Genomic DNA, 25689 nt, shown 5'->3' on the forward strand with positions numbered 1-25689 from the left:
CCCGCGCAGCGTAACCTCACCGAGTGGATGTCTGCGGCTGCAGCTCCCGCGTACTGGCGCAGTTGCCGCGCAGGGCGAGGCGCCGGTCACGAGTGGTACCGCCCGGCCTACACGTTCAGCCGGTAGCCTCGCTTGACCACGGTCGCAACCAGCCCGGGCACGGCGAGCGTCTGCCGCAGGCGGCTGAGCGATACCTCCATGGCGTGATCGTCGGAGTAGCCGGCCAGCGCGAGGTCTTCGCGGGAGACGACCGCTCCGCGCGCCCGCACGAGAGCGCGCAGAATGGCGAGTGCAGTCGGGGGAAGCTGCACGCGTTCCTCGCCGATCTGCACGATCGAACCACGCAACTGCACGAGTCCGTTCTGGGTTTCGATGCGCTCGACCATGTTCTGTTCCAGGTGTTCGCAAACCAGGCGAATCAGCGCGCCCATGCGAAACCGGGTCGGTTGAATCGGCGCGATCCCCGCGGCAATCAGCGGCGCACTGGTCACCGGTCCGACGGCGGCCGCGCAGACCTGAGTCTGTAACGCTGCAATCAGCTCGGGGTAGACATCCATTCCCTCTGCCGCGGTGAACAGGGCGTGCACGGCCGGGGCGCTCGTGAAGGTGACGCAGTCCAGCTGACGGGAGCAGATGGCCTCGACAAGCTTGTAGACGCGCGCGTCGCTGTCGTCCATGGCAATCCAGCGGTACGGCGCCACGACGAGCACACGCTGATGCACGGCGCGCAGCCGGTCGAGTTGCACCTCATCGGTGGCCCCGTGCACCTGAATGCCGATGGTCAGCCCCGGCGGATACTCGGCCAAAACCTTGTCAACGAGCGAGGCGGTCGTCTCTGAATCGCTCATTCCAGAGTCATTGAGCCCGGTTGCGCGAATGCCGCCGCGGGCCTTGGGCCCCCGCACCAGAATCGTGGTGTCGGCGAGCGCATCGGTCAGTTCGGAGCCGATTCCGTCGGCCTCGGCCACCTCGAACCAGCGCCGTACGCCGTAGCCGGTCGTCGCGAGCAGTAGATCGGGCCGCGCGGCGATCATGGTGCGGGTATCGTCGAGCAGCGGGCCATCCTGCTGCGAGTGGGCGATGCGCAGCGTCGGTGCGTGCACGACCCGCGCGCCGCGTCGTTCGAAGGCGTCGATCAGGTCGCTCGAGCGGCGATCACTGGTCACGCCGATGCGAAATCCCTCGAGCTGGTTTGGCTGCAGAAACGGGGCAGCGACCTCAATGGGCTCCGTCGCTCCCGGCAGGCGTACGTGGTGCGCCTGCCGGTCCGGTGCCGGCAGCTGTGAAGCGGATGCCGCCGGCTCGCCGCCCGAAGCAGCCTCGGCCCCGTCGTTCGTCGCCGCCATCAGTCGGTCACCGAAAATTCGGCGGCGCGGGCGACGAGGTCGTTCGCGGCCGCGTCACCGCTGAACGCGAGGCGTACGACCTCGCCGACGACCAGCACGGCGGGGCTGCGTACGCCGGCCGCGGCTGCATCGGCCAGCACCGTCGCGAGCGTGCTCACGGTCGTGCGCTGGGTGGCACTGAAGCCGCGCTCGATAATCGCCACCGGCATACCAGCTGGCATGCCGTGGCGGAGCAGGCCCTGGCTCAGGGTCGGCAACGTGCCGACTCCCATCAGCACGACGATGGTGCTGCCGAGCAGAGTGAGACCCTCGAGCTCGTTGTCGGTGAGCGGCGCGTGGCCGCTGATCACGGTGAACGCGTGGCTGATGCCGCGGTGGGTGAGCGGGATTCCCGCCGCCGCCGGCACCGCGATCGCACTGGTGACGCCGGAAATCACGGTCACTGGAATGCCGTTGCGGTGGCAAGCCAGAACTTCTTCGCTGCCGCGCCCGAAGACATAGGGGTCGCCTCCCTTGAGCCGCACCACGCGCTTGCCGGCCAGGGCATGTTCGACAATGAGTTCTTCGATGCCGGTCTGCGAGACCGGATGGCTGCCGGCGCGCTTGCCGACGTCGATGAGGACCGCGTGGGGCGCGAGCAGGGCGAGTTCGTCGTTCGGGGCGAGGCGGTCGAACAACACGACATCCGCTTGAGCGATGGCCGTCACTGCTCCGACGGTCAGCAGTCCGGCGGCGCCGGGGCCCCCGCCCACGAGTGTGACTGATCCGGTGCTGACTGACCCAGCCGTTCGGGAATTCTGGGCTGTCATTTGCTTACTCTTTTCGTACAGGAATGCGGCTTCCGCTTAGGAGAACAGTACCCGACGAGGCTCGCTCGGCCGGGGTCGCCGGTCGGATTTGGTCACGCTCCGTAACGAGCGCGATGCTCGGGTCGGGTTCGGTCGGCGCGTTCACGAAGGAACGGAACCGGCGCAATCGCTCCGGATCAGCGAGCGTCGCCGCCCACTCGTCCTCATAGTTGTCGACGTGGGCGAGCATGGCCTGTTCGAGGTCCTCGGCCAGTCCAAGCGAGTCGTTGATGACGACGTCGCGTACGTGCTCCAGGCCGCCCTCGAGGTCTTCCATCCAACGGGCGGTGCGCTGCATCCGATCGGCCGTGCGAATGTAATACATCATGTAGCGGTCGATGTACTTGATCAGGGTTTCTTCGTCGAGGTCGGTCGCGAGCAGCTGCCCGTGGGCCGGCTGAAAGCCGCCATTGCCGCCGACATACATGTTCCAGCCGTTGTCGCTCGCGATGATGCCGACATCCTTGGCGCGGGCCTCTGCACACTCGCGGGCGCAGCCCGAGACCCCGAACTTGAACTTGTGCGGCGCGCGCAGCCCGCGGTAACGCAGTTCAAGGCGGATCGCGAGGCCGACGGCATCCTGTACTCCGAATCGGCACCAGGTTGACCCGACGCACGATTTCACGTTGCGCAGCGCCTTGCCGTAGGCCTGCCCGGATTCGAATCCGGCGTCGACCAGGATTCGCCAGATGTCCGGCAGCTGCTCCAGCCGGGCACCGAACAGGTCGATTCGCTGGCCTCCGGTGATCTTGGTGTAGAGGTCGAAATCGAGAGCGACCTGCGCGATCACGGCGAGTTTGGTCGGAGTGATCTCGCCGCCCGGAATGCGCGGAACGACGGAGTAGGTGCCGTCCTTTTGCATATTGGCCATGGCGCGGTCGTTGGTGTCCTGCAGGGTGCCGCGGCCGGCATCCAAAATGTAGGCGGTGTTCTGACTGGCCAGAATCGAGCCGATGGCGGGCTTGCAGACATCGCAGCCGCGGCCGGTTCCAAAGCGGGAGAAGATCTCATCGCTTGACGTGAGGCCGAGCACCCGCACCGATTCGAACAGTTCCTGCCGGCTCAACTCGAAGTGTTCGCACAGCGCGTGCGACACGGTTTGACCGGATGCCGTCAGCTCGGCCTCGAGGATCTTCTTGACCAGCGGCACGCACGACCCGCACTGGGTGCCGGCCCGGGTGCACACCTTGAGCGCGCCGAGTTCGGTGCAGGCTTCGGTTTGGTGTTCATTGTTCACATCGTCGCCGCGCACGGCGCTCCGCACCGTTCCGGCCGAGACCATGTTGCAGGAACAGACCAGCGCGTCGTCGGGCAGTTCGTCGCCGGCCGGAGCCTCGGCGCCGGCGGCCGAGAGGTAGGCGGCGGGTTCGCTGCTGAGCTCGCGGCCGACCATGGGGCGCAGGGCCGAGTAGGGCGTGGCGTCGCCGACGAAGATGCCGCCGAGCAGGGTCTTGGCGTCGTCGGTCATGACGAGCTTTTGGTACAGGCCGCGGGCCGGGTCGGCGTAGACGATTTCGAGCGACCCCGCCGTGGTGGCAAGCGCGTCGCCGAAACTCGCGACGTCGACGCCGGAGAGCTTGAGCTTGGTGGCATCGTCGACGGTTGTGAACTCGGCGCTGCCACCGAGCAGCCGGTCGGCCACGACCTCGGCCATGGCGTTCGCCGGGGCGACGAGGCCGACGCAGCGGTCGTTCCAGCTGGCAACCTCGCCGATGGCCCAAATATTCGCATCGCTCGTGCGGCAGTCGTTGCCGATCGTGACGCCGCCGCGGGTGCCGACGGCGAGTCCGGCGTCCCGGGCGAGCTCGTCGCGCGGGGAGATGCCGATCGCGTAGACGACCATATCGGCGGCGATCGTATGGCCGTTGCCGAGTTGCAGGCCGGTCACTGCGGTGTTGTCATCGTTCGTGAGAATGGTGCGGGCCCGAGTGCCGAGGTGCAGTTCGATGCCCTGGGCCACGATGAGCCGGCCGAGGGCCTGTCCGCCGCTCTCGTCGAGCTGGGCCGACATCAGCCAGCCGCCGGAGTGTACGATGGCGGATTCGGCGCCGAGCTTGTGCAGTCCGCCCGCCGCTTCGAGGCCGAGCAATCCGCCGCCGGCCACGACGACCTTGGGGGTGCGGCCGAGTGAGGCCGTGAGTGCGGCGAGTTCGTCGACGAGGGCGTCGACGTCGTCGACGGTGCGGTACACCCGAATGTGCTCGCGACCGGGCATCTCCGGAACGGGCGCGCTTGACCCGGTGGCGAGCACGAGGTCGTCATACTCGAGCACGGCTCCGGTGGACGTCGTGACGGTCTGGTGGACCCGGTCGATGCGGGTGGCGCGTTCGTTGATGCGCAGGGCGATCCGTTCGCTGTCCCACGGTGCGGTGGGTTCCAGGGTGAGGTCGATCATTCCGGCGAGCCGCTGGCTCAGCGCGACCCGATCGTAGGGGCGGTGGTTCTCCTCGGCCAGCACGACGATCGACAGGGTGTGCTCGGTGTCGCGGGAGTGCAGGGCGTCGGTGAGGCGGTGGGCAGCGGGTCCGCCGCCGATCACGATGACCCGGCGCGGCGTCTCGGCAGCGGGAATGGCGGCATCCGCTTTGCTCGTCGATGTGACGGCGTGTGTCGCAGTCCCAGCGGTTGTTGCAGGGTCTGGGGCAGAATACGCGGAAGCGGTTTCATTCGAAGCTGGCATCAGCATCCTTTCGAAGCGGGGCAATTGTGAGCGTAGTTCGGGGCAGTTTCCCCCTCGTGTCGCTCGTGTGTCCCGTGCTGGTCGAAAGCCCCACAGCGGCGCACCCCCGCTGTGAGGCGAGTTTCACGGCGAGGAAACATAGGGGGCGTCTGGTCGAAATATGGCCCGCCTACCGTGGGACCAACGCACAAACGCGACAACCCAGGGAGCGCACCATGACGATGACAACCGCCGAGTCCCGCCCTACCGCTGCACTGACCCGCCCCACCCTGGTCTGGGAGCGCGCCTGCGCCGTGGCCGATCTGGAACCCAGCTGGGGCGAAGCGGCCCTCATCCGCGAAAACCAGATCGCCCTGTTTCTGCTCTCGCCCACCGAGATCTACGCCGTCGACCACCGCGACCCGCACACCGAGGCACACGTCATGGCCCGCGGCATCGTCGGCTCCAAGGGCGACCGCCCCACCATCGCCTCCCCGCTGCACAAAGAGGTCTATGACCTCGGCACCGGAGAATGCTTCACCAACCCGACGCTGGTGCTGAACACCTACGAAACCCGCGTGGTCGGCGGTTTCATCGAGGTCGCCGTCGAGACTGAACGGCACGCCCCTGAACTACTCAGTGCCGCATGACCCTGCTCGGCGAACGACTCAGAACCGACCAGGTGCGAACCATTCCGGCTCGTACCCCACAGACTCGCACCGATCAGGTGCGAGCCGGTCGACCCCGCAGCAATCAAGCGGATGCCGCGCCCCAGACGGCGCTACCCGCCGCGCTCGTCGCCATCTCGCACGGCACGAGTTCCGCTGACGGGCAGGCCGCCATCGCCGCCCTCGTCGATGCCGTCGCGCTCGCGCGCCCCGATCTGGGCGTGACCGGCGGTTTCGTTGACGTGCAACAGCCGGATGTCGCGGCCAGCCTCGGCGCGCTGCGCCCGAATCGCGCCGCAGTGGTGGTACCCCTGCTGCTTTCCGCCGGCTACCACGTGCACGTTGATCTGAAACGCGAGTCCCGCGTGCCCGGCCGCGTGACCACCGTCTCCCGGGCCCTCGGCCCCGATGATCGCCTCATCGATGTGCTCGAGCACCGGCTCGCCGCCGCCGGAATCACCGCCCAGCCCGGCCGCGAGGTGGTCCTCGCCGCTGCTGGTTCCAGCGACACGCGCGCGGTCGAGGACTGCCGCCGAATCGGCGAGATGCTGGCGCAGCGCCTCGGCGTGCGCGTCACGGTCGGGTTTTTGTCCGCAGCCTCGCCCCGACTGGCGTGCGCCGTCACCGAGGCCCGCCTCCGCAGCGACAGCGTCACCGTGAGTACCTACTTGATGGCACCGGGATTTTTCTTCGACCTGACCCGCGCGCAGAGCGCCGGTGCCGAGTCGGTCACCGCTCCACTGCTGGTGCCGGGCGAACCAGCCCCCGCTCCGCTGGTCGATTTGGTCGTCGACCGGTACCTTGAGGCGAAAGCGCACGCCGGACTCTTCTAGAATTTGACCATGCGCATCGACATTGTCACCATTTTTCCCGAATTCTTCGATGTGCTCGATCTGTCGCTGCTCGGCAAGGCTCGCCAGAGCGGACTGATCGAACTCGGCGTGCATAACCTGCGCGACCACACCCATGACCGGCACCACTCGGTCGACGACACGCCCTATGGCGGCGGTGCCGGCATGGTCATGAAGGCCGAACCGTGGGGCGCAGCCCTCGACGTCATCCTCGGCGCCGCTCCCGAGGCCGTAGCGACCGAAGCTGTAGCGACCGACGCCGCCGCAACCGACGCCGCGGCCGTAGCGACCGAGGCTGCCGCAACTGAAACGCCGACCGCCGACCAGGCCGAAACCGAAGCGCCGACCGCCGTCAACGCCGCCGACGACGGCCCGATCCTCATCTTTCCCTCCCCGGCCGGCGATCAGTTCACCCAGGCGATGGCCCGCGAACTCTCGCTCGAGCAGCACCTCGTTTTCGGCTGCGGCCGGTACGAGGGCATCGACCAGCGCGTCGTCGACCACTACTCACAGCGCGGCCGGGTGCGCCTGGTCAGCCTCGGCGACTACGTGCTCAACGGGGGAGAGGTTGCCGTGATGGCCATGATCGAAGCCATCGGACGCCTCATCCCCGGCGTCGTCGGCAACCCGGAAAGCCTCGTCGAGGAATCCCACGAAGACGGCCTGCTCGAATACCCGAGCTACACCAAACCGTCCAGCTGGCGCGGCCTCGACGTACCGCCCGTGCTGCTCAGCGGCAACCACGGCGCCATCAGCACCTGGCGCCGGCAGCAGCAGATCGAACGCACCGAACGGGTGCGCCCCGACCTGATGTCACCCGATCTTCTGCCCCCAGCGAACGCCAAGCAAAGCCCCAGCCGCCGTCGATAAACTGACGCGGTGATCATCCGCCGCGCCTTCTACCACTGGCAATTCATTGCCGCCGGAGCCCTGCCGCTCTGGCTCCTCGTCGGGTCCTCGATCTTTGGATCGGGCGCCTGGGCCGTTCTGGGCATCTTCTTCGGAGCCGTGCTCATCGGCCTCGGGCTTCTCCTCGTCGCCCTCCTCTTCTATGCGCGCAAAGAGGTGCGCGAAACCCGCGCCGTCTCCTACGCCGACGTCGGCGTCCTCAGCCTCTGGCACACCCTCATCATCGCCATCCCCTTTTCCACGGATGCCGCCGGCTGGCTCAGCGTGTTGGTCATCGTCGGCGGACTGGCCGTGTTCTGGTTCGCGCTCTGGGAGCTGTTCGACTCCGCCAAGCGTCGAATGCGCGCGATGGTCGACCTGGTGGAGCAGACGGCACGCGGGCAGTCTGCACCGGCCGCGCCGGGACATCCACTGCCCTATGCGTCGCCGAAGACGACCAGGCCAACGCCCGGCTTTGGCCGTACGGGCACCCCCGAGGTCATCGTCATCGAAGAAAAGCGCGACCGCATCTAACTCAAACGAGCCCGACTTTGCAGCCGGGCCTCGTTCATGGCAGAATAGGCGACTGTGCCGCTGCAGGACTCTGCCACAGGGGAACCTGCTTTGTGCGGCGCACAACTCATACTGATTGCTTCGAATGAAGCACCTAGCGTAGTCGACCTGTGGCGGGTACAGAGAGCGAAACAACATGCATATTCTCGACGCGGTAGACGCCCCATCACTGAAGAAGGATCTTCCTGACTTCCGTGCCGGCGACACCGTCAAGGTTCACGTCAACATCATTGAGGGAACCCGCTCTCGTATCCAGGTCTTCCAGGGAGTCGTCATCGGCCGCTCCGGCGAAGGCGTGCGCGAAACGTTCTGCGTTCGCAAGGTCAGCTTTCAGATCGGCGTCGAGCGTACCTTCCCGGTGCACTCCCCGGTCATCGACCACATCGAGATCGTGACCCGCGGCGACGTTCGTCGCGCGAAGCTGTACTACCTGCGCGACCTGCGTGGCAAGAAGGCCAAGATCAAGGAAAAGCGCTAACTTTCGCGCTGACCCACGGTTCAACCGGATTCTTACTGAGCTCCCCATCACCTAAACTGATGGGGAGCTCAGGCGGTTAAATGACAGATGAAGTGCTCGCCTCCAGGTCCGATCATCGGGTGTCAGAGTCGAAGAGGTCCCGAAGCAAAATGGCACGAAGTACGAAGGCGCCCAGCAAGAAGCGCAGCGTCTTGCTGTTCATTCGCGACCTGTTGATCATCTTCGTGGTGGCTCTGCTGATTTCGTTTTTGATCAAGACCTTTCTGATTCGGTCGTTCTACATCCCGTCCGGGTCGATGGAGAACACCCTGCAGGTGGACGATCGCATCATCGTGAACCAGCTCGAACCCGAGCTCATCCCGATTACGCGCGGCGATGTCGTCGTATTCAAAGATCCGGGCGGATGGCTGCTGCCGCAGGCCGAGATCGTGCAAAATCCTGTTGTTGCCGGCGCCGACTGGCTGCTCTCGGTCGTGGGCCTGTCTGCCCCCGACAGTAACGACCACCTGATCAAACGGGTCATCGGCCTGCCCGGCGATCACGTCGTCTGCTGCAACGCCCTCGGCCAGATGAGTGTGAACGACGTTCCGCTCGACGAATCCGCCTACGTGCTGCTGCCGGCCGGCGAGGCCAAGGTCTCCGACATCGACTTCGACGTGACCATCCCGGACGACTCGCTCTGGATGATGGGGGACAACCGCTACAACTCCAAGGATTCCCGGTTCAACGGCGAGACCGCCGGTCAGGGCTATGTGCCCGTCGAGAACGTCGTCGGGCGGGCTCTGGTCGTGAGCTGGCCGCTGGCCCACTGGGCCTGGCTCGACGACTACCCCGACGTGTTCCGCGAGGTTGAGCAGGCCGAGCAGGGCACCGAGTAGTGGCAGTATCTGATCCCACCCTCGAGGTGGAGTTCGACCTCCTGCGCACCGGCGCGAGCTTCGTCATCGGGTGCGACGAGGTCGGCCGCGGTGCCCTCGCCGGGCCGGTCGCCGTCGGATTCGCCGCGGTGAACGCATCCGTTCTGACCATGCCGGTTGGACTGCGCGATTCGAAGATGCTCAGCGAGTCGCGCCGCGAACGTCTTGCGCCGCTCGCCGCGGCCTGGGCGACGTTCTCGGCTGTCGGACTCGCCTCGGCCGCGGAGGTCGACGAACTCGGCATCATCGCCTGCCTCGGCCTGGCCGGCAAGCGTGCCCTGTCCGACCTGTATGCGCAGGGCGTCGACGTGGCCGGCAGCATCGTGCTGCTCGACGGCAGTGACGACTGGTTGAATAAGGCGCTGGCCACCCCGCTCAACGTCGTGACCCGCATCAAAGCCGACCGGGATTGCGGGTCGGTCGCGGCGGCATCCGTGATTGCGAAGGTACACCGCGACCGTCTGATGATCGCGGCGCACGATGACGAACCTGGCTACGGCTGGGCGTCGAATAAGGGCTATGGCAGCGCGGCGCACATGAGCGCGATCGACCTGCTCGGACCGAGCCCTTTACATCGAAAATCGTGGCTGAAAATCTCATTGTAAGATGAGGTCACCATGGAAGAAGACGAAATCGAGGACTACGACCGAGAGGTCGAGTTGGCCCTGTACCGGGAATATCGAGACGTCGTTGGCCAGTTCCAGTACGTTGTCGAAACTGAACGACGCTTCTACCTCGCAAACGAGGTCGAATTGGTGCGCCGTGACACTGAGCACGACTTTTATTTCGAACTGACCATGAAGGACGTCTGGGTCTGGGACGTTTACCGCTCCGACCGGTTCGTGAAGTCGGTGCGCGTGCTCACCTTCAAGGACGTCAACGTGGAAGAGCTCGCTTCGAAAGACTTCGAACTCCCCAAGGAACTTGCGCTCGACGAGTAAGGAATGACTCCGGGGCCGTGGGTGGCCGGACATGCTCCGTCTAACTGACTAAAGATGGTTTAGGAAGGCAACCCTGTGATTCAGGACGCTGATCGTGCCCGTGCAACGTGGAGCAACCGCGAGGCTCTCGCCGAGGCGATGATTCCCCTGATCGGGCGCCTCTACCGCGATAACAATGTGGTGACGAGCGTCTACGGGCGCGGCCTGGTCAACCGGTCGGTCATTGGCCTGCTCAAGGCGCACCGCTTCGCGCGTCATATAGCGGATGTCGAGTTGCCGCTCGACGAGACGCTGCCGATTCTGCAGGCCCTCGACGGGTTGGGTCTCGGTGCTGCCTCGGTCGACCTGGCCCGCCTGGCCCTCGGCTTTCGCGAGCAGAACGACCGGGTCACCCTCGAGGAATACCTGCGCGGCGAACTCGCCGATGTGGTCGGCCAGCACGGACGGGACGGACGCTCCAGCACCGACGTGGTGCTCTACGGGTTCGGCCGGATCGGCCGACTGCTCGCGCGCATCCTGATCGAGCACGCCGGTGGTGGCCAGGGGCTGCGTCTGCGGGCGATCGTCGTGCGGCGCGGATCCGCCAATGACCTGGTGAAGCGCGCGAGCCTGCTGCGCCGCGACTCCGTACACGGCCCCTTCGAGGGCACGATCACGATCGACGAAGAGAACAACACCATCCTCGCCAACGGCACGCTCATCCAGGTGATCTACTCCGGCGACCCGGCCAGCGTCGACTACACGCAATATGGCATCCACGACGCCATCGTCGTCGACAACACCGGCAAATGGCGCGACGAAGAAGGCCTCTCGCAGCACCTGAAATGCCCCGGAGTGTCCCGAGTGCTGTTGACCGCGCCGGGCAAGGGCGCGCTCAAGAACATCGTGCACGGCATCAACCACGGCGACATCCTGGCGAGCGACCGCATCATCACCGCGGCGTCCTGCACCACGAACGCGATCACCCCGGTGCTCAAGGCGGTCAATGACCGCTACGGCATCATCGACGGCCACGTCGAAACGGTGCACTCCTTCACCAACGACCAGAACCTGATCGACAACTTCCACTCCGGCGACCGCCGTGGTCGCTCGGCCGCGCTCAACATGGTGATCACCGAGACCGGTGCGGCGAAGGCCGTCGCCAAGGCTCTGCCCGAGCTCGCCGGCAAACTCACCGGCAACGCGATTCGCGTGCCCACGCCCGACGTGTCGATGGCCATCCTCAACCTCAACCTGGCCGGAGCCACCGATAAGGACGAACTCAACACCTACCTGCGCACCATGTCGCTGCACTCTTCGCTGCACCGGCAGATCGACTACATCGACTCGCCCGAGGTCGTCTCCAGCGACTTTCTCGGCTCGCGTCGCGCCGGTATCGTCGACGGGCTGGCCACCATCGTCACCGAGCAGAAGGCCGTGCTGTACGTCTGGTACGACAACGAATTCGGCTACAGCTGCCAGGTCATTCGGGTACTCGAGGAGATGGCCGGCGTGCACGCGCCCATCTTCCCGGCCATCCTCGCCGCTGAGGCCCTCGAGCCCGTCGCCTAGCAGTGTGATTTGCACCGGGCCCGGGCCCGGAAAGTGGGCCCATGATCTATCACGGGCCCAGCTTCCTAAGGTGGGCCCGGGGATGTGCTCGCGTTCCGCAGGCGGCCCGCCGCCGCCGCTTTTGCGTAGCGTAACCTCAACACCGGGTTAGCGCGGCTCGCAGATGACCACGGGGATGTCGCGTTCCGTGCGGCCTTGGTAGGCGCCATAGCCGGGGTAGGCGGCCACGATGCGCGGCCACAGCGCGGCTTTCTCAGCGGATGTCGCGGTGCGCGCCCGAAAAGGCCGCGTCACTCCGCGAATGGTCAGGTCTACGTCCGGCTGCGCCACGAGGTTGCTGTACCAGAACGGATGCCGGTCGTCGCCGCCCTTGGACGCCACCAGCACGTACCGCCCGTTCTCATGAATCGGCGCCGTGAGCATCGTCGACCGAGGAAGCCCGCTGCTGCGGCCGATCGTGTGCAGTTCAACGGTCTGCATGGTGCCGATGGTCCAGCCGAGGCGTCCGCCCGAGAGGGCCAGCAGCATCCGGTGCACACCATTCATGGCGCGCATTGTGAGATCGGTCACCCGGTTGCGCAGCGTGGTCATAAGCCCAGCGTACGTGGCCGCTGGCGATAGGTTGGAGGAATGACTCCAACAATGATGCTCAGCACGATTCTTCGCGAAGCGGGCTCGGCGCGCCCCTACGCCGACAGCCGCCCGCTGACGTTTGAGCAGATTCCGGTGCCGGTCCCGCGCGCTGGCGAGGTGCTCGTGCGCATCGAACGGGCCAGCCTCTGCCACTCGGACCTGTCGGTCATTGACGGTTCGCGCCAGCGCCCCCTCCCGATGGCGCTCGGTCACGAAGCCGCGGGAACCGTTGCCGGCCTCGGCGACGGCGTCGATGATCTCAAGCTCGGCGACCGGGTCGTTCTCGTGTTCGTGCCGAGCTGCGGCGACTGCCGTGCCTGCCGGGCCGGGCGGCCAGCACTCTGCCACCGCGGCGCCGAGGCCAATGGAACCGGCGACCTGCTGCACGGCTCGGCCGTGCTGGTGGGCGGATCGGGGGAGCGTATCAACCACCACCTGGGCGTCTCGGCGTTCTCCCAGTACGCCGTCGTCGCCCGCGAATCCGTCGTGGTGATCGACCAGGACGTTCCGTTCGAGGTTGCTGCAATGTTCGGCTGCGCGGCCCTGACCGGCATCGGCGCCGTGCTGGGCACCGGCGCCCTCGCGCCCGGCCAGTCGGTGATCGTGTTCGGTCTCGGCGCGGTCGGCCTGATGGCGGTCATGGCCGCCGCGCAGGTCGACGGCACGACCGTGATCGCCATCGATCCGTTGCCCGAAAAACAAGCCCTCGCCGTGCGGTGCGGCGCCGACCACGCCGGATCGCCCGAGCAAGCAGCGGAGCTCGTGAACACGCATGCCGGCGACGGCGTTGATCTCGCCATCGAGGCGGTCGGCAGCGCCCGGGTCATGGAGGCGAGCCTCGCCCTACTCACCCGCGGCGGCGCGCTCGTCTCGGTCGGCCTGCCGCACCCCGAGCAGACCATCACAACGCCCGCGCTGCAGTTCGCGGGGCTCGGTCGCCGACTGCTCGGCTCCTATATGGGCGACTCCGTGCCGAGCCGGGACATTCCGACCTACCTGCAGCTCTGGCGCGACGGCAAGCTGCCGGTCGAGCTGCTGCACACCGATACGCGTCCGCTCGCCGACCTCAACGAGAGCCTGGATGCGCTCGTCGCCGGCGAGGTCGTGCGCCGCTTGTTCGTGCTGCAGGACGAGTAGCCGCCCCGGTCTGTTCTGCACTCCGACGCAGCCTGCTCCTGCTGCGGGTAGCCTCCTCCACAGCGCCCGGATCGCCGCCTTCTGTACCAATGCGGTGGCGGCCCGGCCACGGCGATCCGTGAGCGGTCACTCTGGTTCTCGGAGGCACTCGTGGCGCGCAAAGACGAAGTCGGCAAACTCGGCGAGCAGCAGGCCGCGCTCTTTCTCGAGGGTGCCGGCTACACAATTCTGACCCGCAACTGGCGGTGCGCCGAGGGAGAGATCGACCTCGTCGTCCAACGCGGTTCTGCGGTGGTTTTTGTCGAGGTGAAGACGCGCAGCAGCCTGGGCTTTGGGCATCCGTTTGAAGCCATCACCGTGAAAAAACTTGCCCGCATGCGCCGCCTCGCCGCGGCCTGGTGTGTGCAGGCCGAGCGGTGGCCGCGCCAGATTAGGCTTGACGTCATCGCCGTGATCGCCCCGCGGGGCCGCGAACCGGTCATCGAACACCTCGAGGGCGTGTTCTGATGGGCATCGCCCGCACCCATGCCGTGGCGTTGCTCGGCCTGACCGGGGCGCTCGTCGAGGTCGAGGCCGATATCTCGGCGCAACTGCCCGGCATGATTCTGATCGGCCTGCCCGACGCTGCCCTGTCTCAGGCGACCCAGCGGGTGCGTGCTGCGGCTGCGAACAGTGGATGTCCCCTCACTGTTCACCGCCTCACCATCAATCTGTCGCCGGCCGCGCTGCCCAAACACGGTGCCGGGTTCGACCTCGCGATCGCCCTGGCTTGCCTCGCCGCCGACAGCACCATTTCGCAGGTGTCGGTGGGCAAGGTCGTGCACTTCGGCGAGCTTGCCCTCGACGGGCGGCTGCGACCGACCCCGGGAATCCTGCCGGGCGTGATGACCGCCGCCCGCCTCGGTCACACGACGGTGATGGTACCCATCGGCAATGAGGCAGAGGCTCGACTCGTTCCCGATATTCGAGTGATCGGCGTCGCATCGCTGCGCGAGGCGGCGATCTGGCATGGGGCAGACCTCCCGCCGATTCCGGTCGAGCCGATCCTGGCGGCGACTGTACCGAGCAGTCTGGCTGCCGAACCCGACCTGGCCGACGTGATCGGCAACGACGACGCCATCCTGGCGCTGCAGATCGCCGCCGCCGGTGGGCACCACGTTTTTCTGCTCGGCCCGCCCGGCGCCGGCAAGACCATGCTCGCGGCCCGACTGCCCGGGCTGTTGCCCGATCTCGACCCGGCCAGCTCGCTCGAAGTCAGCTCCCTGCGCTCGCTCAGCGGTCTCGGACTCGGCGATGCCCTGATCACCCGGCCGCCGTGGGAAGCGCCCCATCACACCGCAACGGCCGCAGCCATGGTCGGCGGCGGCAACGGGCAGATTCGTCCCGGTGCTGCCTCGCAAGCCTCGCACGGAGTGCTGTTTCTCGATGAAGCCCCCGAATTCGCTTCGCCGGTGCTTGACGCGCTGCGCCAACCGTTGGAATCCGGCTGGATCAGCATCCACCGGGCCAATGCCGTCGCGCACTTCCCGGCCAGTTTCCAACTGGTGATGGCGGCCAATCCGTGCCCCTGCGGGCAGTACGGGGCCGGCGACCTGAGCTGCACCTGCCCGCCGAACGCGCGCCGCCGCTATCTCGCGCGCATCTCCGGTCCGCTGCTCGACCGCATCGACATCCAACTCAACGTCAAGCGCATTACCGCCGCCCAGCTGCGCCTCGCCGCCGGCACCCAGCGCGTCACGAGCATTAGCGCCCGGGATCGGGTGGTGGCCGCTCGGGCTGCAGCAGCCGAACGGCTGGGCAGCACGCCGTGGACCGTGAACTCCCAGGTGCCCGGCCCGTGGCTGCGCGGTGCCCCGGTGCGGCTGGCCCCGGCATGCACGGCGGGCCTGGATCGCGCCCTCGAACGTGGCGGAATCACCATGCGCGGCTACGACCGGGTGCTGCGCATCGCCTGGACCCTCGCCGACTACGACGGTCTCACCAGTCCCGGCGCCGACCAGGTCGGTCAAGCCCTTTACCTACGCAAAGGAATGACATCATGAAGCTGTTTGGTCTCGACGAATCCCGGGTCAGGGCACTCGCCTCCGGGGTGCGCGGTGGGATGCCGACGGCCGGTGACGGGCCGCAGACCTGCGACGGCACCGCGGCTGCAGGTCCGAACCTGGTCCCGATTTCGAGCGCCAGGACCCCAGGTCTGGCCGGCAGCGCAGGCGTAGCCGACGGCACAGATCGGGCCGTCGGCACGGATCGGGCCGACGGTGCAGATCGGGCCGACGGTGCAGACGGGAGCGGCACGACCAACGGCGCCGCCATCGAAATCGAGACCGCAATGGTCGCCGAGGTGTTCGCCCGCGCCGCGTGGTCGGGCATCGCCGAGCCGGGCGACGGCATGGCGGGAGTGCTCGTGGCGAGCCTCGGTGCCAGCGTCGCCCTGACCGCTATTCTCGAGGCGTGGAGCCCGGTGCGCCTCGGTGCCCTGGTGCGCGACGCGCTCTCCGGCGACACGACCGTCGGCCCGAGTGTGCTGTTCGCCGTGAGTCCGTCCATCGATTTCAGCGAAGCGGATGCCGACACCAGCGCCGAACTCGAGACCGCGTTAGACCAGGGGCTGCAGCGCTGGCGCCCGCGGCTCAACTCGACCGAGGTCATCCGCTCGCTGCAACAAGCGGCCCGCGTCGAGGCTCGTTTGCTGCTGGCCACGGATTCCCTCTGGCCGGCGGCTCTCAATGACCTCGAGAAGCACGCCCCGCTTGCCCTGTGGTGGCGGGGCGTACCCGGTGCCCTCGCCGCGCTGCCCAACTCCATCGCACTGGTCGGGGCGCGGGCCGCCACCGGATACGGCGAGCACATCGCAATGGAAGCTTCGGCGGGGTTGGTCGACCGTGGCTTCGCCATCGTTTCCGGTGCCGCGTACGGCATCGACGGGATGGCCCACCGGGCCGCCCTGGCCAGTGACGGTCTGACCGTGGCCTTTCTCGCCGGGGGAGTCGACCGGTTCTACCCGAGTGGCCACGACTCCCTGCTCACCCGCATCGTGGCCTCCGGCGCGGTCGTCTCCGAGCTTCCCTGCGGCGCAGCACCCACGAAATGGAGGTTTCTGCAACGAAACCGGCTCATCGCCGCGTCCAGTGCGGCGACGGTCGTGCTTGAGGCCGGCTGGCGGTCCGGCTCGCTCAACACAGCCGGCCACGCCTCCGCGCTCGGTCGCCCGCTTGGCGCGGTGCCCGGCCCGATCACGAGCCCGACCTCGGCTGGCTGCCACCGCCTCATCCGGGAGTTCGCCGCGGTGTGCGTGACCAACCCGACCGAAATGGCCGAGCTGGTCGGCGATCGGTCGATTCCGGTGCCCTTGGCCAATTTCCACCTGGAAGCGGGGCCCAACACCGATGCGGGCCCCGGTCCGATTCCCCGCACGAGCGACCAGGTGCGCGTGTTTGATGCCCTCAGCGGTCGCTCCCCGCGCACGGTCGCCGACCTGTCACGCCGAGCCGGGCTGTCGAGTGCGGCCGTGCGCGGCGCCCTGGGCGGCCTCGACCTCGACGGCGCAGCCCAGGAACGCGAGGCTGGCTGGGTGCGCCGCGCGTAAGGCGCGTACGGGGCTACCAGGAGCCAGCTGGAGCGGCGCTCCCGTGGCAGGGCGTGCGGCGTCACTGGATGGTGGTCGGATGCGGCCGCCAGATCCGCACGGTCAATTTCGATCGTCCGTTGCGGGGCTATGGATCGCGTGCGCGTGCGGGTGCGGAGCTGAGCACGTGGCGTCCGGCCGGCGCTTCACTATGTCGTTGGCTGCGTCCATAACTGTGCCCATCGCTGCCGCCAAGTCCGGGACAACTGCTATGTCCTCGGCCCCGTCCATGGTCGCGCAGGCTCGCTTCACAGCGGCGAGGGAGAACGCGACGTCCGCGGCATCCGTCGACCAGTTCCTCACCGAGATGCGCAGAATGTCAAGGTCGTGCCAGAGCGACCCTGACATCCACGGTGAGCCGTCGGCAATGAGCTGTTACGTCACCCGCCGGGTGCGAGCGTCGCTGCCGAAACTCACGCACACCTGCGTGAACACCACCTCGTTGAACACCTCGACCCTCGGCATCGACCGCAGTCCATCGGCCAGGGCACGCGCATCGGCCGCGAGACGGTCGACCAGCGCGATCGTGCCATCACGACCGAGGGATCGGAGCGCCACCCAGACTGGAACGCCTCGCGCCCGACGGGACAGCTCCGGCACCTTCTCGAACGGGTTGCCCGGGCCAATGTTGCCGGCGTGCCATCGGCCGCTACCCACAGGCCGCAAGCCCCGTCCACGTGCACCCAGGCTCCCTGCCGCTTCGCCACGTCGCTCGCTGCACCTATAGGGTCGGATGCTCCAGAACCCACTGCCGACCGGCGGCAAGACCGACGAAATTGGCCATCGTCGCGCCCGTCGTGAATCCGACATCCGTTCCGGGAGGAAGCCGGAGCAGATCGAGGATCCAGCCCGCAGCGTTCTCCTCAAGTACGGCAGTTGCGGGAGTGGCGAAGCGCATTCCCGCGTTCTGGTCCCACGCGGTCACCAGCCAGTCGGCGGCGAGGTCTGCGGGCAGGGTCCCCCCAATCACCCAGCCGAAGAAGCGGCCGGACGGCAGTGCCATCAGTCCGGGTTCCGCGAAGGGAGTGACGTAAGCCAGGCTTGGGCGTGCAGCAATGCACGGTCCAAAGCCTGGGTGTAGGAGTCCGGCTGGGCAGACATGCCGCCACGATAGCCCCGGGTGAACGGCCTGTCGGTGGCAGCCCGTAGGGTGGATCCCAACGACGGGACGGGAAATGGCGAGCATGCAGTGGGGCCAGTATGCGCCCGCCGACAAGATTCTGGTTCACCTCAGCGACACCCATTTTCTAGCGGATGCCGCGGCGCTGTACGGCACCGTCGACACCGATACCACGGTGCATCGTGCCCTCGAACAGCTGCACCGGTCGGGCATCCGCCCCGATGCCGTCATAATCACCGGTGATGTCGCTGATCGTGGCGAAGCGGATGCCTACCGACGTATTCGCGGCATCGTCGAATCCGCCGCGGCCCAGTGGCAAGCGAAGGTCATCTGGGTGATGGGCAACCACGACCAGCGCGCCGCATTTCGGAGCGTCCTACTCGGGCAGGATCAGCCGGGCGAAGCGGCGCGCGCAGCTGATCAAGGCACTGTCGACCAAGGCCGCGTCGACCAGGACCGCGTCGACCAGGACCCTGTCGATCAGGACCCCGTCGACCAGGTGCACGACCTCGACGGCCTGCGAATCATTGCCCTCGACACCAGCGTGCCGGGCTATCACCACGGTGAGGTGACCGACGCGCAGCTGGAGTGGCTGCGCACGGTGCTCAGCACGCCCGCCCGTCACGGCTCCATTCTGGCGCTGCACCACCCGCCGATTCCCACCCCGCTGCCGTTGATGAGCGTGCTCGAACTGCAGGAACAGCCGCGCTTGGCGGCGGTGCTGGCCGGCAGCGACGTACGCGCGATTCTCGGTGGTCACCTGCACTATGCGACCCAGGGCCTGTTCGCCGGAATTCCAGTCTCCGTGGCCGGGGCCACCTGCTACACGATGGATCTCAGCGCCCCCGAGCGTGAGCTGACCGGCGTCAACGGCGGCCGGACCCTCAACCTGGTGCACGTCTACGCCGACCAGATCACGCACTCGCAGGTACCGATCGGCGCCTTCGATACGGCCACGCATTTTCCGGCCGACTATGTCGATCGACTGGCCGCCCTGTCACCCGAAGCCCGACTCGAAGCCTTTTCCCGCCAACAATGATCACGCGAAGTGTCCCAGCGCCAGCAGACCAACTCGACCACGAACGGATGTCGTTCGGCCCGCCAATACTGCCCCCGTGCCGCGGGTCGCGCGCGGCACGCTCGCTGCCGAGACGAAACTGAACCCGTGCCCCTGACCGACGATATCGACGCGTTTCTGCGCTACCTGAGCGCGGAGCGTGGCTACTCGGCGCACACTGTTCGGGCGTACCGCACCGATCTGGCGCAGCTGGCCGCGTTTGCTGCGGAACGTGGTGGCGCGGCATCCGCTGATCTGACCCTGGAGCTGCTCCGGGAATGGTTGTGGGTGGGTACCCAGGCCGGCCTCGCCCGCGCGACGCTCGCCCGTCGGTCGGCGTCGGCGCGCAGCTTCACCGCCTGGCTGGCGCGGGCCCGCGACGACAGCGTGGATCCGGCCGCTCGCCTGCGCTCGCCGAAGCCTGGCCACACCCTTCCCCGCGTGATCACCCACACCCAGATGAACGAGTTGCTCGAACTGCTCACGGCCCGCGCGCACGGGGGAGTGGAGGCCGGCGGCGGGTCAGGTGGCGCCGAATCTGGGGCCCGCATCGATCGTGAACCTGCCGCGCGTGATCTGGCCGTGCGCGACCTGGCTGTGCGTGATCTGGCGATCGTCGAACTTCTCTACGCCTCGGCCCTGCGTGTTTCCGAACTCGTCGGACTCGACGTCGCCGACGTCGACCTCGACCGGCTGACCGTGCGGGTCACGGGCAAGGGCTCCAAGGAGCGCGTGGTGCCGTTCGGCGTGCCGGCGCAGCGTGCGATCGTGCGCTACCTCGGCCAGGCCCGCCGCTCGCTCGTGGAACACGCGTCGAGCTCGGGCCCGACGTCAGCGGTCGGCACCACAGCACCCGGCACCACAGCATCCGGCACCACCGCGTTGTTTCTTGGCCGCCAGGGTCAGCGTCTGGGCACACGCGGGGTCTACCGACTGGTTGCCACCCTGCTCGCTGAGGTTCCCGGAACCGGTCCGGCGGGTCCCCACGCCTTGCGACACACCGCGGCCACCCACCTTCTCGACGGCGGCGCCGACCTGCGGGCCGTGCAGGAGCTGCTCGGACACGTCAGCCTCGGCACCACCCAGATCTACACGCACGTCTCCGCCGAACGTCTCAAGGCCAGCTACGGACTGGCCCACCCCCGCGCCTGACCGCCAGCGTTGGTTCCTCGTTTCGACGTCGCGCTGACCTGCCAGTACGGCGCACCGTCACGGGCCGGCCGGAAGTAACACGGCCCGCTGCAAGCCGCCGAGATAGAGCAGCGGCGACACGTAGTTCCCGTGCAGGCGTACCCCCAGGTGCAGGCAGCCCGGCGGGCAATGACCGCCCGTCGCCACAGTTCCGATCTGCTGCCCGGCCTGCACCCGGTCGCCCTCGGCCACGAGCGCCAGCACCGGCTCCACCGTTGTGATCAGATCACCGACCTGGGTGATGGAGAGCACCGGTCGATCAACGACCACGCCGGCGAATGATACGACGCCGTCGTGCGGAGCCAGCACGGTATCGCCGGTTTGCGCCGTCAGGTCGATGCCGCGATGACCGGCAGCATAGGGCGTGACCGGCGCAATGAACGGGGCGATTACCCGGTGCGGCTCCGGGAGCGGCCAGCGCCAGCCATCCGCTGCCGGCGTCACGACCGCCGGGGGAACCGCTCTCGCCGTGGCAAACGGACTCCCGAGAAGAATGAGCAGCATCACAGCGGATGCCGCCAGGCGGCGAATCCCGAGATTGCGTACCGTATGCATGGGGCCAGCCTGGCCGGGTGGCGCCTCGGGCGAACAGCTCGTGGGCGCATTCGTGCAGAGGACATAAGGACCGCTGCGGTGGAGGAGCTGTTCTCCTGCGGTCCGGTCTCGACCACCCGGCCGACGATGGTACGCTATCACCAGCAGCGCTTTGTGCGCTGACTACGCGTGCCCATTTGGCCGCCATGTCCAATCGGTCCCGTACAGCCAGATTCACGCACAGCGAATCTTGCAGGTACAGGGCGGACATGTGCCGGGTACCAGGAGTGATGATCGACCGATCATCGCACAAACCGATTGGTGTGCGTGCAAGCGCGCATCAGAACAGGAGTACGGCACATGGCCGTCGTAACCATTCGCCAGCTGCTTGACAGCGGCGTGCACTTCGGGCACCAGACCCGCCGTTGGAACCCGAAGATGAAGCGCTTCATCTTCACGGAGCGTTCCGGCATCTACATCATCGACCTGCAGCAGTCGCTCGGGTTCGTTGACAAGGCCTATGACTTCGTCAAGGAGACGGTCGCCCACGGCGGCACCATCCTCTTCGTTGGCACCAAGAAGCAGGCCCAGGAATCCATTTCAGAGCAGGCGCAGCGCGTAGGCCAGCCCTACGTCAACCAGCGCTGGCTCGGTGGACTCCTCACCAACTTCCAGACCGTTTCCAAGCGTCTGGCCCGCATGAAAGAACTCGAAGAGCTCGACTTCGAAGACACCGCCAAGAGCGGTTTCACGAAGAAGGAAATGCTCATCAAGAAGCGCGAACTGGTCAAGCTGCACAAGAGCCTCGGCGGTATCCGCAACCTCACGAAGACCCCGTCTGCGCTGTGGGTTGTTGACACCAACAAGGAGCACCTCGCTATTGACGAGGCGCGCAAGCTCGGCATCCCCGTCATCGCCATCCTCGACACCAACTGCGACCCCGACGACGTGCAGTACCCGATCCCGGGCAACGACGACGCCATCCGCTCCGTTGGCCTGCTGACCCGCATCATCGCGGACGCAGCAGCCGAGGGCCTGATCCAGCGCCACGCCAAGCCGGAGGCCGAAGTTGAGCCCCTCGCCGCGTGGGAAGCTGAACTGCTTCAGTCCTCCGACGCCGAAACCACCCCCGCGCAGTCCTCTGCCGAGACCGAGAAGGTTGCCGACGCTACCGTCGCCGCCGACGAGGCCGTCGTTTCAGAGCCCTCCGTCACCATCGCCGACGCTGTCGCCGACTCCGACGTTTCCGCCGTACTGGCTGCCGTCGCCGATGAGCCGACCGTTGCCGCCGAAGAGACCAAGTAAGGAACCCGGTATGGCAAACTTCACACTCGAAAACGTCAAGGCTCTCCGCGAGAACCTCGGCACCGGAATGGTCGACACCAAGAACGCCCTCGTTGAAGCCGACGGCGACATGGACAAGGCCATCGAGATCCTGCGTCTCAAGGGTGCAAAGGGCAACGCCAAGCGCGCTGACCGTTCCACCTCTGAGGGACTCGTCGCTGCCAAGGAAATCGGCACGACCGCTTACATGATCGAACTCGCCTGCGAGACCGACTTCGTCGCCAAGGGTGACAAGTTCGTCGTTCTGGCCGACAAGGTGCTCGACGCGATCGCCGCCGCTGGCGCGACGACGGTTGAGGCTGGACTGGCCGCAACGGCCGGCACCCAGACCGTTGCCGAGCTCATCGACGGCGAAGCGGCCATCATCGGCGAGAAGTTCGAACTTCGCCGTGTTGCCGCCGTCACCGGCGAATCGTTCTCGATCTACCTGCACAAGACCAGCAAGGACCTGCCCCCGCAGGTCGGCGTTGTTCTCGGCTTCTCTGGAGCCGACGTGGAGACCGCTCGCAGCGTCGCCCAGCACATCTCGTTCGCCAACCCCGAGTACCTCGCGGCCAGCGATGTTCCTGCTGACCTGGTGGAGACCGAGCGCAAGATCGTCACCGAGATCTCGAAGAACGAGGGCAAGCCGGAGGCGGCACTGCCCAAGATCGTTGAGGGACGCGTCAAGGCGTACCTCAAGCAGGTCGCCCTGCTCGAACAGGACTACGCCAAGGACAACAAGTTGTCCGTTGCGAAGGTCCTCGACGATGCAAAACTGACCGTGTCGGGCTTTGCCCGGTTCAAGGTCGGCGCCTAACAACAAATGACGGAGGTCGGATTGCGAAAGCGATCCGGCCTCCGTTTTTGTGTGTGCCCCCTGGGGTACGCGCACGCTCTTGGTAGTTTGGTAACACCCCACTTCGGAAGGCCCCGCACGACATGACTGACACGGCCAGCACGCACACCCATAACAGCCCAGCCAGTACTTTTTCTGGACCGGTCAGGCCCACCGCCATCGTCAAGAAACGACGAGTGCTTCTGAAATTGTCGGGTGAGGCTTTTGGCGGCGGCGCCGTCGGAGTGAACCCGGATGTTGTCAGCTCGCTGGCCCGTGAAATCGCCGAGGGCGCCAAGCAGGTCGAGGTCGCCATCGTCGTCGGCGGCGGCAACTTCTTCCGCGGCGCAGAGCTCTCCCAGCGCGGCATGGACCGTGGCCGCGCCGACTATATGGGCATGCTCGGCACCGTCATGAACGCGCTGGCCCTGCAGGACTTCCTGGAGCAGGCCGGCGCTGAAACCCGGGTGCAGTCCGCCATCTCGATGACCCAGGTCGCTGAGCAGTACATTCCGCGCCGCGCCGAGCGTCACCTCGAGAAGGGCCGCGTCGTCATCTTCGGCGCCGGCGCCGGACTGCCCTACTTTTCCACCGACACCGTCGCTGCCCAGCGCGCCCTCGAAATCGATGCTGACGTCGTGCTCGTAGCAAAAAACGGTGTCGACGGCGTCTATTCCGACGACCCACGCACCAACCCCGACGCGCAGAAGATCCACCACATCACCTACCTCGAGGCGCTGCAGCGCGGGCTCAAGGTGGTCGACTCCACCGCTTTCAGCCTGTGCATGGACAACCACATGCCGATGCAGGTCTTCGGCATGGCCCCGGAAGGCAACGTCACTGCCGCCATTCTGGGCACCGATCTGGGCACGCGCGTCTCCAACTAGAATTATTCCACCACCAATAAAGGAGTCACCGTGATCGCGGATGTTCTTTCCGACGCCACTGCGCGCATGAACCGGGCCCTCGAGGCCGCCAAAGATGATTTTGGAACCGTGCGCACTGGGCGCGCCAACCCGCAGATGTTCGCGAAAATCCTGGTGAGCTACTACGGCACCATGACCCCGCTGGAGCAGCTAGCTTCCCTGCAGAACCAGGAAGCCCGCACCATGCTGATCGGCCCGTACGACAAGGCGGCCCTGCGCGACATCGAGATCGCCATTCGCGACACTCCGAACCTGGGCGCCAACGTCGGCAACGACGGCACCACCATTCGCGCGACCCTCCCAGAGCTCACCACGGAACGCCGCAAGGAATTCGTGAAAATCGTCAAGGCCAAGGCAGAGGATGCCCGCATCTCGGTGCGAAACATCCGTCGCAAGGCCAAGGATGAGCTCGACGCGCTCAAGAGCGAGGTCGGCGATGACGAGGTCGGTCGGGCCGAGAAAGAGCTGGAGCTGATCACCAAGAGCCACGTGGACGGCATCGATGACGCGTTCAAGCGCAAGGAAGCCGAACTCCTCGAGATCTAGGGAGCCTTCAGATGACCGAGAAACCCGGGAACGACCAGCCGCCCAAGCGCGGTCACGGTGTCAGTCGTGCCGAGTTTCGGGCGCAAGTGAAGACGACGCGGGCCGATTTTGAACGTCAGGTGCAAACTACCAAGGCTGATTTCGAGCGGCAGGTGCAGGCGACGCGTGCCCAGCTCGATGCCACCAACGAGCGCATCGAAGCCCGTACCGGGCGAAACCTCATTCTCGCGATACTGATCGGGCTCGTGCTCGGCGGTTCGATGCTGGTCAGCCTCATCATCGTCAAGCAACTGTTCATGATCTTCGCGGTCGTGATCGTCGCCTTCTGTGCCTTCGAGCTGGCCCAGGCGCTGCGGCACGCGGGACGTAATGTTCCGCGCATCCCGGTCATCATCTCTGCTGTCGCGATCGTCCCGGCCGCGTTCTACGGCGAGGCGACCGGCCAGTGGCTCGTGATGCTCGGCGGGATCGTGCTGATCGCCCTGTGGCGGCTGGCGCTTCTCGTGATTCCGTCCCATCGCGCGCCGGCCCGGTCCATTGTCGGCGACGTGGGCGGCGGCATCCTGATTCAGGTCTATGTCGTGTTCCTGGCGAGCTTCGCCGTGCTGCTCGTCGCCCAGCCCGAGGGGCAGTGGTGGGCGCTCGCCTTCCTGATCCTGGTCATTTCCGCCGATACCGGGGCCTACGTCAGCGGGCTCAATTTTGGCAAGCATCCGATGGCGCCCTCGATCAGCCCCAAGAAAACCTGGGAGGGCTTTATCGGTGCCGGCCTGATCTGCATGATCGCCGGCGTTCTGCTGTCCATCTTCATGCTGGATCAGGAGTGGTGGTTCGGGCTGGTCTTCGGCGTCGTGATTCTGCTCACGGCGACGTTCGGCGATCTGGCCGAATCGCTGATCAAACGTGACCTCGGTATTAAGGACATGAGCTCCTGGCTGCCCGGGCACGGCGGTTTTCTGGACCGGCTGGACTCGATCCTCCCGTCGGCCGCCGCGGCCTACGCCCTCTACCTGGTCTTTGCGTGAGCCGAACCGATTCG

At 66.6% G+C, this 25689-nt stretch carries 28 protein-coding genes; 20 read left to right on the plus strand and 8 right to left on the minus strand.

Annotation, left to right across the window (positions count from 1 at the left end):
• Positions 1 to 107: 107 nt before the first annotated feature.
• From E3T43_RS01700 to nirB, 3 genes are read right to left on the minus strand one after another with little or no spacing between them, the layout of a single operon-like run.
• Positions 108 to 1346, minus strand: a complete 1239-nt coding sequence (locus E3T43_RS01700) for a uroporphyrinogen-III synthase (RefSeq protein ID WP_134442439.1) — start codon at positions 1344 to 1346, stop codon at positions 108 to 110.
• The gene (cobA, locus tag E3T43_RS01705) at positions 1346 to 2155 is read right to left on the minus strand and encodes a uroporphyrinogen-III C-methyltransferase (protein WP_134471096.1); all 810 of its coding nucleotides are present in this window, start codon (positions 2153 to 2155) and stop codon (positions 1346 to 1348) included. The genes E3T43_RS01700 and cobA overlap by 1 nt, the downstream gene beginning before the upstream one ends.
• Positions 2156 to 2159: 4 nt before the next feature.
• Positions 2160 to 4874 (minus strand): nitrite reductase large subunit NirB, encoded by a 2715-nt coding sequence (nirB, locus tag E3T43_RS01710; RefSeq protein ID WP_134471097.1) that lies wholly within the window; start codon positions 4872 to 4874, stop codon positions 2160 to 2162.
• 215 nt (positions 4875 to 5089) lie between these two features.
• Here nirB and nirD point away from each other — a divergent pair, with 215 nt between their 5' ends.
• The 9 genes from nirD (at position 5090) to E3T43_RS01755 (ending at position 11720) form a co-directional block, all read left to right on the plus strand.
• Positions 5090 to 5503: a nitrite reductase small subunit NirD gene (gene nirD / locus E3T43_RS01715; protein ID WP_370449856.1), complete on the plus strand. Its 414-nt coding sequence runs from the start codon at positions 5090 to 5092 to the stop codon at positions 5501 to 5503.
• Positions 5500 to 6354: a sirohydrochlorin chelatase gene (locus tag E3T43_RS01720; RefSeq protein WP_134471098.1), complete on the plus strand. Its 855-nt coding sequence runs from the start codon at positions 5500 to 5502 to the stop codon at positions 6352 to 6354. Before nirD ends, E3T43_RS01720 begins: the two co-directional genes overlap by 4 nt.
• Before the next feature lie 9 nt (positions 6355 to 6363).
• Positions 6364 to 7242 carry a tRNA (guanosine(37)-N1)-methyltransferase TrmD gene (gene trmD / locus E3T43_RS01725; RefSeq protein ID WP_134471099.1) on the plus strand — a complete coding sequence of 293 codons (879 nt, stop codon included), beginning with the start codon at positions 6364 to 6366 and terminating at the stop codon, positions 7240 to 7242.
• A gap of 9 nt (positions 7243 to 7251) precedes the next feature.
• Positions 7252 to 7794, plus strand: coding sequence for an MFS transporter (locus E3T43_RS01730; RefSeq protein ID WP_134471100.1), 543 nt, complete (start codon positions 7252 to 7254; stop codon positions 7792 to 7794).
• A 175-nt stretch (positions 7795 to 7969) separates the two neighbouring features.
• The gene (gene rplS / locus E3T43_RS01735) at positions 7970 to 8311 is read left to right on the plus strand and encodes a 50S ribosomal protein L19 (RefSeq protein WP_092108884.1); all 342 of its coding nucleotides are present in this window, start codon (positions 7970 to 7972) and stop codon (positions 8309 to 8311) included.
• 149 nt (positions 8312 to 8460) lie between these two features.
• Positions 8461 to 9189: a signal peptidase I gene (lepB, locus tag E3T43_RS01740; protein WP_134471101.1), complete on the plus strand. Its 729-nt coding sequence runs from the start codon at positions 8461 to 8463 to the stop codon at positions 9187 to 9189.
• Entirely contained in the window at positions 9189 to 9833 is a 645-nt protein-coding gene (locus E3T43_RS01745; RefSeq protein WP_134471102.1) for a ribonuclease HII, read from the plus strand. Before lepB ends, E3T43_RS01745 begins: the two co-directional genes overlap by 1 nt.
• 12 nt (positions 9834 to 9845) lie before the next feature.
• Positions 9846 to 10169 (plus strand): DUF2469 family protein, encoded by a 324-nt coding sequence (locus E3T43_RS01750; RefSeq protein WP_092449218.1) that lies wholly within the window; start codon positions 9846 to 9848, stop codon positions 10167 to 10169.
• Positions 10170 to 10244: 75 nt separating this feature from the next.
• A complete protein-coding gene (locus E3T43_RS01755; RefSeq protein WP_134471103.1) occupies positions 10245 to 11720 on the plus strand; it encodes a glyceraldehyde-3-phosphate dehydrogenase in 1476 nt (491 codons plus the stop codon).
• 147 nt (positions 11721 to 11867) lie between these two features.
• Here E3T43_RS01755 and E3T43_RS01760 read toward each other — a convergent pair whose 3' ends face one another.
• Positions 11868 to 12311: a nitroreductase family deazaflavin-dependent oxidoreductase gene (locus E3T43_RS01760; RefSeq protein WP_134471104.1), complete on the minus strand. Its 444-nt coding sequence runs from the start codon at positions 12309 to 12311 to the stop codon at positions 11868 to 11870.
• A gap of 39 nt (positions 12312 to 12350) precedes the next feature.
• On the opposite strand from E3T43_RS01760, the gene E3T43_RS01765 reads away from it, so the two are divergent.
• The 4 genes from E3T43_RS01765 (at position 12351) to dprA (ending at position 17076) form a co-directional block, all read left to right on the plus strand.
• Positions 12351 to 13490, plus strand: a complete 1140-nt coding sequence (locus tag E3T43_RS01765) for an alcohol dehydrogenase catalytic domain-containing protein (protein WP_134471105.1) — start codon at positions 12351 to 12353, stop codon at positions 13488 to 13490.
• 150 nt (positions 13491 to 13640) lie between these two features.
• Positions 13641 to 13997: a YraN family protein gene (locus E3T43_RS01770; protein ID WP_134442784.1), complete on the plus strand. Its 357-nt coding sequence runs from the start codon at positions 13641 to 13643 to the stop codon at positions 13995 to 13997.
• Entirely contained in the window at positions 13997 to 15532 is a 1536-nt protein-coding gene (locus E3T43_RS01775) for a YifB family Mg chelatase-like AAA ATPase (RefSeq protein WP_134471106.1), read from the plus strand. The genes E3T43_RS01770 and E3T43_RS01775 overlap by 1 nt, the downstream gene beginning before the upstream one ends.
• On the plus strand, positions 15529 to 17076 hold the full coding sequence (gene dprA / locus E3T43_RS01780) for a DNA-processing protein DprA (RefSeq protein WP_241978763.1): 1548 nt from the start codon (positions 15529 to 15531) through the stop codon (positions 17074 to 17076). The genes E3T43_RS01775 and dprA overlap by 4 nt, the downstream gene beginning before the upstream one ends.
• A gap of 102 nt (positions 17077 to 17178) precedes the next feature.
• Here the strand turns inward: dprA and E3T43_RS19630 are convergent, their stop codons facing one another.
• From E3T43_RS19630 to E3T43_RS19640, 3 genes are all read right to left on the minus strand, one after another.
• Positions 17179 to 17463: a hypothetical protein gene (locus E3T43_RS19630; protein WP_370449857.1), complete on the minus strand. Its 285-nt coding sequence runs from the start codon at positions 17461 to 17463 to the stop codon at positions 17179 to 17181.
• 27 nt (positions 17464 to 17490) lie between these two features.
• Positions 17491 to 17772, minus strand: coding sequence for a hypothetical protein (locus tag E3T43_RS19635; RefSeq protein WP_370449858.1), 282 nt, complete (start codon positions 17770 to 17772; stop codon positions 17491 to 17493).
• Between the two features lie 64 nt (positions 17773 to 17836).
• Positions 17837 to 18118, minus strand: coding sequence for a hypothetical protein (locus E3T43_RS19640; RefSeq protein WP_370449859.1), 282 nt, complete (start codon positions 18116 to 18118; stop codon positions 17837 to 17839).
• Between the two features lie 172 nt (positions 18119 to 18290).
• Between E3T43_RS19640 and E3T43_RS01790 the strand changes: the two genes are divergently transcribed.
• Positions 18291 to 19274, plus strand: a complete 984-nt coding sequence (locus E3T43_RS01790) for a phosphodiesterase (protein ID WP_134471107.1) — start codon at positions 18291 to 18293, stop codon at positions 19272 to 19274.
• 126 nt (positions 19275 to 19400) lie between these two features.
• Entirely contained in the window at positions 19401 to 20444 is a 1044-nt protein-coding gene (locus tag E3T43_RS01795; RefSeq protein WP_241978764.1) for a tyrosine recombinase XerC, read from the plus strand.
• 57 nt (positions 20445 to 20501) lie between these two features.
• Here the strand turns inward: E3T43_RS01795 and E3T43_RS01800 are convergent, their stop codons facing one another.
• Positions 20502 to 21038, minus strand: a complete 537-nt coding sequence (locus tag E3T43_RS01800) for a murein hydrolase activator EnvC (RefSeq protein WP_134471108.1) — start codon at positions 21036 to 21038, stop codon at positions 20502 to 20504.
• Positions 21039 to 21377: 339 nt separating this feature from the next.
• Here E3T43_RS01800 and rpsB point away from each other — a divergent pair, with 339 nt between their 5' ends.
• The 5 genes from rpsB (at position 21378) to E3T43_RS01825 (ending at position 25675) form a co-directional block, all read left to right on the plus strand.
• A complete protein-coding gene (gene rpsB, locus E3T43_RS01805; RefSeq protein WP_134471109.1) occupies positions 21378 to 22322 on the plus strand; it encodes a 30S ribosomal protein S2 in 945 nt (314 codons plus the stop codon).
• A 10-nt stretch (positions 22323 to 22332) separates the two neighbouring features.
• Complete coding sequence (gene tsf / locus E3T43_RS01810) at positions 22333 to 23160, plus strand: translation elongation factor Ts (protein WP_134442789.1); 828 nt, start codon at positions 22333 to 22335, stop codon at positions 23158 to 23160.
• A gap of 122 nt (positions 23161 to 23282) precedes the next feature.
• Entirely contained in the window at positions 23283 to 24065 is a 783-nt protein-coding gene (gene pyrH, locus E3T43_RS01815) for a UMP kinase (RefSeq protein ID WP_134471110.1), read from the plus strand.
• Between the two features lie 30 nt (positions 24066 to 24095).
• Entirely contained in the window at positions 24096 to 24650 is a 555-nt protein-coding gene (frr, locus tag E3T43_RS01820) for a ribosome recycling factor (protein ID WP_092449207.1), read from the plus strand.
• 11 nt (positions 24651 to 24661) lie between these two features.
• Positions 24662 to 25675, plus strand: a complete 1014-nt coding sequence (locus E3T43_RS01825) for a phosphatidate cytidylyltransferase (protein WP_134471111.1) — start codon at positions 24662 to 24664, stop codon at positions 25673 to 25675.
• The last annotated feature ends 14 nt before the right edge of the window (positions 25676 to 25689 follow it).

The sequence above is a fragment of the Cryobacterium sp. Hh7 genome (assembly GCF_004403155.1).
In the GTDB taxonomy this organism is placed as follows: Bacteria; Actinomycetota; Actinomycetes; order Actinomycetales; family Microbacteriaceae; genus Cryobacterium; species Cryobacterium levicorallinum.

What these genes read in the sequence shown, in the direction of transcription:
- E3T43_RS01700 (WP_134442439.1), bottom strand. Translation starts at nt 1,346, where the DNA reads ATGGCGGCGACGAACGACGGGGCCGAGGCTGCTTCGGGCGGCGAGCCG.
- cobA (WP_134471096.1), bottom strand. Translation starts at nt 2,155, where the DNA reads ATGACAGCCCAGAATTCCCGAACGGCTGGGTCAGTCAGCACCGGATCA.
- nirB (WP_134471097.1), bottom strand. Translation starts at nt 4,874, where the DNA reads ATGCCAGCTTCGAATGAAACCGCTTCCGCGTATTCTGCCCCAGACCCT.
- nirD (WP_370449856.1), top strand. Translation starts at nt 5,090, where the DNA reads ATGACGATGACAACCGCCGAGTCCCGCCCTACCGCTGCACTGACCCGC.
- E3T43_RS01720 (WP_134471098.1), top strand. Translation starts at nt 5,500, where the DNA reads ATGACCCTGCTCGGCGAACGACTCAGAACCGACCAGGTGCGAACCATT.
- trmD (WP_134471099.1), top strand. Translation starts at nt 6,364, where the DNA reads ATGCGCATCGACATTGTCACCATTTTTCCCGAATTCTTCGATGTGCTC.
- rplS (WP_092108884.1), top strand. Translation starts at nt 7,970, where the DNA reads ATGCATATTCTCGACGCGGTAGACGCCCCATCACTGAAGAAGGATCTT.
- lepB (WP_134471101.1), top strand. Translation starts at nt 8,461, where the DNA reads ATGGCACGAAGTACGAAGGCGCCCAGCAAGAAGCGCAGCGTCTTGCTG.
- E3T43_RS01750 (WP_092449218.1), top strand. Translation starts at nt 9,846, where the DNA reads ATGGAAGAAGACGAAATCGAGGACTACGACCGAGAGGTCGAGTTGGCC.
- E3T43_RS01760 (WP_134471104.1), bottom strand. Translation starts at nt 12,311, where the DNA reads ATGACCACGCTGCGCAACCGGGTGACCGATCTCACAATGCGCGCCATG.
- E3T43_RS01765 (WP_134471105.1), top strand. Translation starts at nt 12,351, where the DNA reads ATGACTCCAACAATGATGCTCAGCACGATTCTTCGCGAAGCGGGCTCG.
- E3T43_RS01775 (WP_134471106.1), top strand. Translation starts at nt 13,997, where the DNA reads ATGGGCATCGCCCGCACCCATGCCGTGGCGTTGCTCGGCCTGACCGGG.
- dprA (WP_241978763.1), top strand. Translation starts at nt 15,529, where the DNA reads ATGAAGCTGTTTGGTCTCGACGAATCCCGGGTCAGGGCACTCGCCTCC.
- E3T43_RS19630 (WP_370449857.1), bottom strand. Translation starts at nt 17,463, where the DNA reads ATGTCAGGGTCGCTCTGGCACGACCTTGACATTCTGCGCATCTCGGTG.
- E3T43_RS19640 (WP_370449859.1), bottom strand. Translation starts at nt 18,118, where the DNA reads ATGGCACTGCCGTCCGGCCGCTTCTTCGGCTGGGTGATTGGGGGGACC.
- E3T43_RS01790 (WP_134471107.1), top strand. Translation starts at nt 18,291, where the DNA reads ATGGCGAGCATGCAGTGGGGCCAGTATGCGCCCGCCGACAAGATTCTG.
- E3T43_RS01800 (WP_134471108.1), bottom strand. Translation starts at nt 21,038, where the DNA reads ATGCATACGGTACGCAATCTCGGGATTCGCCGCCTGGCGGCATCCGCT.
- rpsB (WP_134471109.1), top strand. Translation starts at nt 21,378, where the DNA reads ATGGCCGTCGTAACCATTCGCCAGCTGCTTGACAGCGGCGTGCACTTC.
- tsf (WP_134442789.1), top strand. Translation starts at nt 22,333, where the DNA reads ATGGCAAACTTCACACTCGAAAACGTCAAGGCTCTCCGCGAGAACCTC.
- pyrH (WP_134471110.1), top strand. Translation starts at nt 23,283, where the DNA reads ATGACTGACACGGCCAGCACGCACACCCATAACAGCCCAGCCAGTACT.
- E3T43_RS01825 (WP_134471111.1), top strand. Translation starts at nt 24,662, where the DNA reads ATGACCGAGAAACCCGGGAACGACCAGCCGCCCAAGCGCGGTCACGGT.